The sequence below is a fragment of the Nitratidesulfovibrio oxamicus genome, from assembly GCF_015731765.1.
Taxonomy (GTDB): Bacteria; Desulfobacterota; Desulfovibrionia; order Desulfovibrionales; family Desulfovibrionaceae; genus Cupidesulfovibrio; species Cupidesulfovibrio oxamicus.
On sequence record NZ_VRYY01000026.1, the window covers coordinates 1 to 8,887 of the forward strand.

Genomic DNA, 8,887 nt, shown 5'->3' on the forward strand with positions numbered 1-8,887 from the left:
GCAGGGCGCCCAGGGCATGGGCCTCTGCACAGGCGGCCAGCGCGATGCGCGGGCGCGCGCCGCAGACGGCCACGCGCGCAACCAGTTCGTCAAGGCTGCTCGGCCCCAGCCCGCCCGTGTGCGGGCCCTGGCAAATCTTTGCTTCAGTGGTCAAACCGGCATGCTCCGCTGGAGATGGACGTCGTGAACGGGAAAGGGAAAACGAGGCCGCGAGGGGAAAAGGCTACTTGTCGAAAATCTCTTCATGCAGGGGCGGCAAGTTTGCCGAAGCGCAAGGAAGACGGCGTTTCCGCGGTGGAAGCGCACTCTTTGGCGCGTGCCCGGAGCGGAAGCGGCGGCTGACGCAGCGATTCGACAAAATCGCCGCCCTGCTAGTCGTCGTCGCCGCGCTTCATGGCGACAACCCCGGTCCTCGCCAGACTGCGGATGCCGAAGGGGCGCAACATGCGGATGAAGCCGTCCACCTTCTGGGTGTCGCCGGTCATTTCCACGGTCATGGTTTCCTGGCCCATGCCGATGACGCTGGCGCGGAACACCTCGCACACCTGCATGATCTGGGTGGTGGTCTCGCGGGTCACGTCCACCTTCACCAGCACCAGTTCGCGGTCCACGAAGTCGCGGCGCGAAAGGTCCTCGACCATGGCCACCACGTCCTGCGCGCGCAGTTCATCGGCGATGGATTCCAGTTCGGCCTCGTGGTCCTCAACGGTCAGCACGAGGCGCGAGACGTCGAAATCCTCGGTCTCGGCGCAGGATATGGAACGAAAGCTGATGCCCCGGCGCCGGAAGACGTCGGTGGCCTCGGCCACGGCCCCGGCCCTGTTTTTCACCAGCACGGACAATGTATGTTTCATGGCGGCGCTCCCGTGTATCGATGGGGTGGAGCATAGCGCGACGGTGGCGCTTCGCGCAACGGCTTGACCGGATATTGGCAATGCGTGACCGGCGGCAGGCCGGGGGGCAAGGTCGCGGAGCAAGGACCGCATATCCCCACGGTTGCCAGCCGCACGGCCCGGGCCTATCTATGGGAGCAGGGGGACCGGTGGCCGAGCCGCTCCGGCCCCATCCACCGCCACAACAGGAACCGCCATGACCTACCGGCCCGAACCCGACGAAGAATTCAGCCCGCGCGCGGAACACGCCCGCATCCCATACGCCCGCAAGCGCACCACGCTGCGCACCATGCTGCTGTGGCTGGCAGCCCTGTGCGTGGCGGCGTACTCGGTGCAGGCCATGCTGCCGCGGATTGCGCCCGACACCGTCAGGGCTGGTCAACAGACCGCCGGGCAGGCTACCGGCTGGCGCGACGTGCCCCCGCAGGAAGCCGCCGCCATCATGGAACAACGCCGGGGCGACGACGCCTTCATGGTGCTGGACGTGCGTACCCCCGGAGAGTTTTCCGAAGGCCACCTGCAGGGCGCGCGGAACATCGACTTCACCTCGCCGGAATTCCGTGACCGGGTTCGCTCGCTGAACCGCAACCGCACCTATCTGGTCTACTGCCGGTCCGGCAACCGCAGCGGCAAGGCGCTGGAAGTGTTCCGCGAACTCGGCTTCGCGTCGGTCCTGCACATGGACGGCGGCACGCTGGCCTGGAACGCGGCGGGCCTGCCGCTGGAAAAGTGAGACCCGACCCGTCCGGCCCCGCTCCGGTCACGCTCCAATTCCACTCCAGCCCGGCACGAAACGGACGGCGGCCCTCCCGCTTCGGGTGAACCGCCGTTTTTCATGCCCGCAACCTGCATCGCCATGCATGAATGGCGCAACAGCATCAGACAGCAACATCACACTGCCCCCCCGGCTGCGGCGACTCCCGACCTGCAGCCACCATCCGCAATGATTCCGTACTGATCGAAAAAACAGGGCATTGCCGCTCATCCTTCCCCCCTTGTGCGCCATTTTCCCGCGCATGCACTGGCCGCTTGCCTTCATGGCATTCGCCTGCCCCACGCACTGCAAGCCCCGCCCCGGCATGCACTTCCGCAGCGCCGCACTCCGCGTCCCTTTCGAGAAAAAACTGGACACCTGCCTCCGGAATGGCGCACACCTTACATAAAGCAGCACTCTCACCAGCGCATTCCCCTGCCCGGCAAAATGGTCCGCCATGCCGGATTTCCGTATCATGAACCGCGCCACCCAGGCCCGCGACGCCACGGGGCACACTCCACCCTCGCGGCAACGCAGGCAGGCAGCCCCGCTCGACACTCAACCGGCACCGCAAGGAGATGCCATGTCCAGACATACCCCCCCGCTCACCCGTCGCACGTTTTTGGGCGTGGCGGCTGGCGCCATCGTCAGCATCGGCCTGCCCGGCACGTTCATGGTGCTTGCCGATCCCGCTTGGAGCGCCACGGAGAAGAAGTTCAGAAAGGACGGCAGGCCGCGCATCCCCCCCGGACAGGCTCCCATCGAGTACATTCCGGACATGGGCGGCACGCCGGGGAAGGCAACGACCACGAATTGGCAGCTTCGCATCCACGGCGAGGTCAACAAACCCGTGACACTCTCTTTCCAGGATTTTCTTGAATTCGAACAGGTTGACACCACCTGTGACATCCATTGCGTCACGGGCTGGACATTACTGGATTCCACATGGACCGGGGTTCGCCTGTCCACCCTCGTGGAACATGCCCAGCCAGCCATATCCAAGGGTTTTCTGGTCATCGAGGCGGCACGGGGCTACACCACAAGCATCCCCCTGACGGAAGCGGCAAAGCCCGACGCCATTCTGGCGTATCGCCTTTTCGGCAAGCCCCTGCCCGCCGAAAATGGCGCGCCGGTGCGGGCCGTGGTGCCGGACAGGTACTTCTACAAAAGCGCCAAGTGGGTGGAAGGCCTGAAAATCGTCAGCAAGGACGAACCCGGATTCTGGGAAACGCGCGGGTACAGCAACTCCGCCGATCCATGGAAGGAAGAGCGCCACTAGAGAGCGCCGTCGCCAACCGCCAGGACAATGGCAACGCGCAACAGCCCTGCGGCGTCGCTACGGGATAGTCGCAAACCGGGTTTCACCGGCCACGGCACCGGGCCCGCCGATCCGTGGCATTTTGGGAGATACGCGGGGCATCGCGCCCGGAAAGGCGAGGCACGCGGGGCGCTCACCCGCGTGCCTGACGTGCCTGCCAGTCCAGCCGCTGCCCGTTCACCGCTGCCAATACGGCCACAGCCAGTGCGGGGCGCAGCAGTTGAACCGGGCAGGCAGGTTCCCTTCAGCAGCCTTCGCCGGTGCCGCGACACCCGCCCCCGGCACACGAGGCCTTGCCCACGCCGCCCTTGCGACCGCGCAGCGCGGCGGTGTTGCCGTTGCCGAAGACCACCTCCAGCGCATCCTCGATGAAGCCGGAGGCTTCCACCGGGCGCACCCCGGCGGCCACCAGTATGCCTTCCGGGTGCGCGCCAAAGGCGGCGCACAGCAGGGCGCGGCAGTCGCGCAGGGTATGGGCCACCTGCTTCCAGCGTTCCGGACCGCAGCCGGGCCTGGGCGCAAGGCGTTCCTCCACCAGATAGAAGCCACTGGCCCCCTGCCCCCAGATCTGGAACCGGGCGGCCTCGCCCAGGTGCTGGTTGACCAGCATGCCTTCGCGCGTGGCCACGGCCACGTAGGGGCGCTCTGCCTCTTCTGTCTTGGCGGCGGCGCAGGCGCGCAGGGTTTCGGCCATCTCGGCGGACTTGTCCTCGTGCAGCAGGCCCACGGCATCGGCGCGGCAGCGCTTGCAGTGGGTCATCTGCGAAATGTGCCCGCCCGCGCCCTTGCGCGCCGCGTTGACTGCGGCGGCGTCCGGTTCCGGCAGGTGGGCCAGCGGGGTATCCGCCGTGGGCTTCAGCGGGATGATGTTCTGGATGGTGGCCCCCAGTTCGCCCACCACGCGCGCCACCTCTTCCACGTGGTGGTCGTTCACGCCGGGCACCAGGATGGTGTTCACCTTGACGATCATGCCGCGCTCAACAAGTCCGCGTACCGATTCCAACTGGCGCGCAAGCAGCAGTTCCGCCGCCTCGCGGCCACGCCAGACCACCTTGTCGTCGCGCACCCAGGAATACAGCTTTTCGCCGATGGCCGGGTCCACCGCGTTGATGGTGACGGTGACGTGGGTGACGCCCAGTTCCTTCAGCCGATCGAGATGCGGCGGCAGGCCAAGGCCGTTGGACGAGAGACAGAACAGCAGTTCGGGATGCCTTTCATGGATCAGGCGCAGCGTTTCCAGCGTTTCCGCCGGGTTGGCCATGGGGTCGCCGGGGCCTGCGATGCCGATGACAGTGATGCGCGGGTCAGCGGCCAGCACCTTGTCCACGTACTCCAGGGACTGGCGCGGCGAAAGCACCGCACTGGTCACGCCGGGGCGCGATTCGTTGACGCAGTCGTACTTGCGGTTGCAGTACCCGCACTGGATGTTGCACTTGGGCGCCACGGGAACATGGACGCGACCGCAGGACGAGGCGCTGTTGCGATCAAAGCACGGATGTCCGGGAGGGGTGGTGCGCAGCGGCTTCATGGCGGTCTCCTTCGTTTTAAAGCGTATTCCCGAATGAGGGATTTCGTTCGTCGGCCAGGAAAACGAGCCTGGCATGAGGGGTATGCCTCTACCGTTAGGCGAGCCTGCGAGTCTTACGGTAGAGGACCGCAGCGCGCTCTTGCGCTATTCGACCGAGCCTTAGCCGTTAGGTGAGTGAAGCGAACCTTGCGGATAAGGACAGCAAAGCTATGGCAGGCGACGTTTGACGCCGCCCACGGGCGAAAGACCCATTCGGGGTCCTAGAGGTAACAGTAGCCTACAGGGCTATCACTCTGGGTCTTCTCGATGACGGCGTTGACGATGCGGTCCATGAGGGCCTGGGCACCGGCGTAGCCCACGTGCAGCAGGCGGTGGCCGCCGAAGCGGTCGTGGATGGGAAAGCCCGCCCGCACGAGGGGGATGTTCCACTGCCGGGCGTAGCGGTAGCCCTTGCTGTTGCCCACCAAGAGGTCGGGCGAAAGGCCTTCCGCCGTGTCCGCGATTTCCTCGAAGTCCGCGCCCTCGATGACCGCGGGCATTGCGGGCAGCATGCCTTCGGTGACGGCGGCGATGGATTCTGCCAGATGCGCCCCGCGCGTGCCGGTGGCGGCCAGCACGGTGTGCACGCCGATCTCCGTCAGCAGGGACACAAGGCCGATGACCAGATCCGCCTCGCCGTAGACCACGGCGCGCTTGCCGGACACGTACTTGTGGCCGTCCACTAGGGCGTCCACGAACCGCCCGCGCTCCAGTTCGTGCCTGCGAGGCAAGGGCTTGCCGGTGACGGCCTCCAGCGCGGCGACAAGGGCGTCGGTTTCGCGCAGGCCGATGGGCAGGCCCACGGCGTGCAGCGGCAGGCCGAAGCGTTCGTGCAGCACCCGCCCCGCAGTGGCCGGGCCAGCGGAGCCGGATGAGCCGGAGGGACCGGTCGGGGTCATGGCCAGCGAGCGGCCGCATTCGATGACCGCCGCCGCACCGGACAAGGCGCGGATGTCGGCCAGCGGGGTGCCGCCTTCGGGCAGCGGGGTGTAGTCTTCCAGCGCCGGGCCATCCAACGGGTCGGACAGGTCGGGCAGGATCACCACGTCGCTGCCGAAGTCGGTGACAAGGTCGCGCAGGTGGCGCAGGTCCGCCGGGGAAACGAAGCCGGGCAGCAGGGCCACCTTGCCGTGGGGTTCCACCTTGTCTATCGCCAGTTGGTCCACCAGGGCGCGCACGGCGGCGTTCCAGCCTTCCATGTGCGTGCCGCTGTAGCTTGGCGTGTGCACGTGGACGATTTCAGGCAGGTCGAGGTCACCGAATTCGTTGCGAAATTCACGCAGGTAGCCGCCCACGTCATCACCGATGGTCTCGGTGAGGCAGGTGGTGGCAACCCCCACCAGCGCGGGGTCGTACTTCTTCATGACGTTGAGGATGCCCTTCTTCAGGTTGGGCCCCCCGCCGTATACGGCCTGCTTTTCGCCCAGCGAGGACGAGGCGATGTCCATGGGTTCGCGGTAGTGGCTGATCACGTAGCGCCGCATGTAGGTGGCGCAGCCCTGCGAACCGTGCAGGAAGGGCACGGCGCCCTCCACGCCCCGGAAGGCCAGCATGGCCCCCAGCGGCGTGCACAGCTTGCAGGCGTTGGTGGTGGAAACGAAGTCGGGGCGCTTGGGGCGCGGGGCCTTGCCGGGCTTGCCGCCGCCAGTGTTGGAAGGCGCTGCCTTCAGGGCAACCGGCGTCAAGAGCGCCGCCGAGGCCGAGCCGCAATCGTCGGGGGCAGTTTCCGGACCGGCTTCCGGCGCTTCGGAACAGTCGCAACCATCGGCGCAACCATCGGCGCAACCATTGGCGCAGCCGTCAGCGCAACCATTGGCGCAGCCCGCGCCGAATTCGGCACAGCTTCCGCCGCAGTCGCAGTCACCGGCCACGGCATCGTCACCGGCGCACAGGCCGTCGTTGGCAACGTAATCAAGCGTCATGACACACCCCCTATGCATCCGCGCCAGTGGGAACGGCGGCGCGCTGGGACCGACGGGGCACGAACCGCCAGACGGGACTCATGACCGAGGCGTGCACCTCGCGGGCGAAGTTGTACATGCCCTCGAAACCGGCCAGCGCGATCTTGCGCTCGTGGTTGTGGTCGCAGAAGCCCACGCCCAGCTTGTGGGCGATGGGGCGTTCCTTCACCCCGCCCACGAACACATCCACGTCCAGTTCACGCACGTAGTGCGAAAGCTCCAGCGGGTTGGCGTCGTCGATGATGACGGTGCCGGGGTCGCACACGGTTTCCAGTTCCCGGTATTCTTCCTGCGTGCCGGTCTGCGAACCGACCAACACCACGTTCATGCCGATGTGCCGGAAGGCCTTGATCAGCGAGAACGCCTTGAACGAACCGCCCACGTAGATGGCGGCGCGCTTGCCGGAAAGGTCGCGCCGGATGTCGCGCAGGCGCGGCATGAGGGCGGCCAGTTCCTCGCGCACGAGATCGCGGGTGCGCTCCACGATGCCGGGGTCCACGGATTCGAAATGTTCGGCCACGGCGTACAGCGAATCGGCCATGTCCTCGATGCCCAGATACGACACGCGCAGGTGCGGGGTGCCGTACTTTTCCTTCATCATCCTGGCGAGATCCATGGTGGACCCGCTGCACTGCACCAGGTTCAGGGCCGCGCCGTGGCAGCGGCGGATGTCGTCCACCCGGCCATCGCCGGTGATGTTGGCCACCACCTGAATGCCCATGCGCGCAAGGTATCCGCGCACGATCCAGATTTCGCCCGCCAGGTTGAAGTCGCCGAGGATGTTCACGGAAAGGGGCGATACGTCGTCCGTGGGCGCGGTGCCCACCAGCCGGAACATGGCCTTGCACGCGGCAAGGTAGCCTTCGCGCTTGTTGCCCTTGAAGCCCTCCGACTGCACGGGGATGACCGGGATGCCCTTCTTTTCCGACATCTTGCGGCACACGGCGCCCAGGTCGTCGCCGATCAGGCCCACGATGCAGGTGGAGTAGACGAAGGCGGCCTTGGGCTTATGCAGGTCGATCAGTTCGTCCAGTGCGGCGGCCAGCTTCTTTTCGCCGCCGAAGATGACGTCCTTTTCCTGCAGGTCGGTGGAAAAGCTCAGGCGGTGCAGTTCCGGCCCGGACGAAAGCGCCCCCCGGATGTCCCAGGTGTAGGCGGCGCAGCCGATGGGGCCGTGCACCAGGTGCAGCGCGTCGGCGATGGGGTACAGCACCACGCGCGAGCCGCAGAACACGCAGGCACGCTGGCTGACGGCCCCCGCGAGACTCTCGCGGTTGCAGGCCATGTCGATGGGACCCTGCCCGGCGCGGTGCACCTGCTTCTTCCGTTCGTCCAGAAGATCCGCGTCGCGGCATGCTGCCGTGGCGGTAACGTTGGGTGCGGTTGCGGTGGTCATGGTCTTTCCCCTTTGTCGTAGCTGCGCGAAATCTTGTGTTGTCCGGCTGTGGCGTTTCCCGCTGTTCCTTGCGGACCCCCAAATAAAAAGTTTGCGGGGGTGGGGGGCCGGGGGAGGGGGAGCTTTGCGGCAGCCGTTGGCGAGCTTGCGAGCCTTACGGATGGCGACCGCAGAGCGTCAAAGCTCCCCCTCCCCCGGAAAAGCTTTAGTACATCAGGTAATCGGCATTGGGTTCGCCGCCTTCGATACCGTCGAGGATGGCATCGATGGCATCGTGGCTGTCCACGCCCTTGAACCACCAGTTCTGCGGCTGCACCACGAGGACGGGGCCTTCCTCGCAGGCCTTCAGACACCCGGTGGCGGTGACCAGGATGTCCAGGCCGCGATCGAGGATTTCCTCTTCGAGGTACTGCAGGAACCCGTCGGTCTGCTTGAAACAGACACCCTTGGGTTCGCCCTTGTGACGGAAGCTCTGGCATACGAGAATCTGATGCGTCGGCTTGGGCATGGTCCTTCCTCTCCCTTGCAATACCTAGACTGTGCGGCCCTTGCCGCGTTTCCTGCCTTTCTTGCCACCCCCGTAGAGCACGTCCACGAGGCCTTCGATGTTGTCTTCGGTCTGGATGACGCGCAGCCCCTTGCCTGCCAGGTATTCCACGGGCCGCTGGCCCGCGCTGGACACCAGCAGGTAGGCGCAGTCGGACAGGACGGCGGCCAGCGCCTCCCAGCGGGCGTCGCCGGAACCGGCGGGCGGTGCCGGGCGCACGCCCAGAAGTTCCACGGGACCGGTCGTGCGATCGGCAGAGGGGCCGGACGCAGGACCATCCTTCGGCCCGTACACCAGAAACTGGCGGGCGTGCCCAAGGTGTTCGTCCACGTCAAAGCCGTCGCTGCTGGCCACGGCCACGTACGGGCGGTCGCCGCCGGGCAGCGGCAGGCCGGAACCGGCGGTGACGGCCACGGGTTCGCCGCATCCCGGGGCCGTGCGCCGCGCGACG

The 8,887-nt window shown here is 66.5% G+C and carries 8 protein-coding genes; 2 read left to right on the plus strand and 6 right to left on the minus strand.

Features of this window, described 5'->3' with window-relative positions:
* Positions 1 to 371: 371 nt before the first annotated feature.
* Positions 372 to 854 carry an acetolactate synthase small subunit gene (gene ilvN / locus FVW20_RS01320; protein ID WP_116308146.1) on the minus strand — a complete coding sequence of 161 codons (483 nt, stop codon included), beginning with the start codon at positions 852 to 854 and terminating at the stop codon, positions 372 to 374.
* Positions 855 to 1,089: 235 nt separating this feature from the next.
* On the opposite strand from ilvN, the gene FVW20_RS01325 reads away from it, so the two are divergent.
* Positions 1,090 to 1,626 carry a rhodanese-like domain-containing protein gene (locus FVW20_RS01325; RefSeq protein WP_231038764.1) on the plus strand — a complete coding sequence of 179 codons (537 nt, stop codon included), beginning with the start codon at positions 1,090 to 1,092 and terminating at the stop codon, positions 1,624 to 1,626.
* A 604-nt stretch (positions 1,627 to 2,230) separates the two neighbouring features.
* On the plus strand, positions 2,231 to 2,926 hold the full coding sequence (locus FVW20_RS01330; protein WP_196607965.1) for a molybdopterin-dependent oxidoreductase: 696 nt from the start codon (positions 2,231 to 2,233) through the stop codon (positions 2,924 to 2,926).
* Positions 2,927 to 3,209: 283 nt separating this feature from the next.
* On the opposite strand, the gene nifB is transcribed toward FVW20_RS01330, so the two are convergent.
* The 5 genes from nifB to FVW20_RS01355 form a co-directional block, all read right to left on the minus strand.
* Positions 3,210 to 4,493 (minus strand): nitrogenase cofactor biosynthesis protein NifB, encoded by a 1,284-nt coding sequence (nifB, locus tag FVW20_RS01335; RefSeq protein WP_196607966.1) that lies wholly within the window; start codon positions 4,491 to 4,493, stop codon positions 3,210 to 3,212.
* A gap of 260 nt (positions 4,494 to 4,753) precedes the next feature.
* Positions 4,754 to 6,454, minus strand: coding sequence for a nitrogenase component 1 (locus FVW20_RS01340; RefSeq protein WP_231038765.1), 1,701 nt, complete (start codon positions 6,452 to 6,454; stop codon positions 4,754 to 4,756).
* Between the two features lie 10 nt (positions 6,455 to 6,464).
* Positions 6,465 to 7,889, minus strand: a complete 1,425-nt coding sequence (nifE, locus tag FVW20_RS01345; protein WP_196607967.1) for a nitrogenase iron-molybdenum cofactor biosynthesis protein NifE — start codon at positions 7,887 to 7,889, stop codon at positions 6,465 to 6,467.
* 205 nt (positions 7,890 to 8,094) lie between these two features.
* A complete protein-coding gene (locus tag FVW20_RS01350; RefSeq protein ID WP_167122244.1) occupies positions 8,095 to 8,397 on the minus strand; it encodes a (2Fe-2S) ferredoxin domain-containing protein in 303 nt (100 codons plus the stop codon).
* Between the two features lie 24 nt (positions 8,398 to 8,421).
* A partial coding sequence (locus FVW20_RS01355) for a NifB/NifX family molybdenum-iron cluster-binding protein (RefSeq protein WP_307831282.1) occupies positions 8,422 to 8,887 on the minus strand: 466 nt, incomplete at its 5' end.

Excerpts from the sequence above, each read along its gene's own strand:
- ilvN (WP_116308146.1), bottom strand. The coding sequence starts at position 854 with ATGAAACATACATTGTCCGTGCTGGTGAAAAACAGGGCCGGGGCCGTG.
- FVW20_RS01325 (WP_231038764.1), top strand. The coding sequence starts at position 1,090 with ATGACCTACCGGCCCGAACCCGACGAAGAATTCAGCCCGCGCGCGGAA.
- FVW20_RS01330 (WP_196607965.1), top strand. The coding sequence starts at position 2,231 with ATGTCCAGACATACCCCCCCGCTCACCCGTCGCACGTTTTTGGGCGTG.
- nifB (WP_196607966.1), bottom strand. The coding sequence starts at position 4,493 with ATGAAGCCGCTGCGCACCACCCCTCCCGGACATCCGTGCTTTGATCGC.
- FVW20_RS01340 (WP_231038765.1), bottom strand. The coding sequence starts at position 6,454 with ATGACGCTTGATTACGTTGCCAACGACGGCCTGTGCGCCGGTGACGAT.
- nifE (WP_196607967.1), bottom strand. The coding sequence starts at position 7,889 with ATGACCACCGCAACCGCACCCAACGTTACCGCCACGGCAGCATGCCGC.
- FVW20_RS01350 (WP_167122244.1), bottom strand. The coding sequence starts at position 8,397 with ATGCCCAAGCCGACGCATCAGATTCTCGTATGCCAGAGCTTCCGTCAC.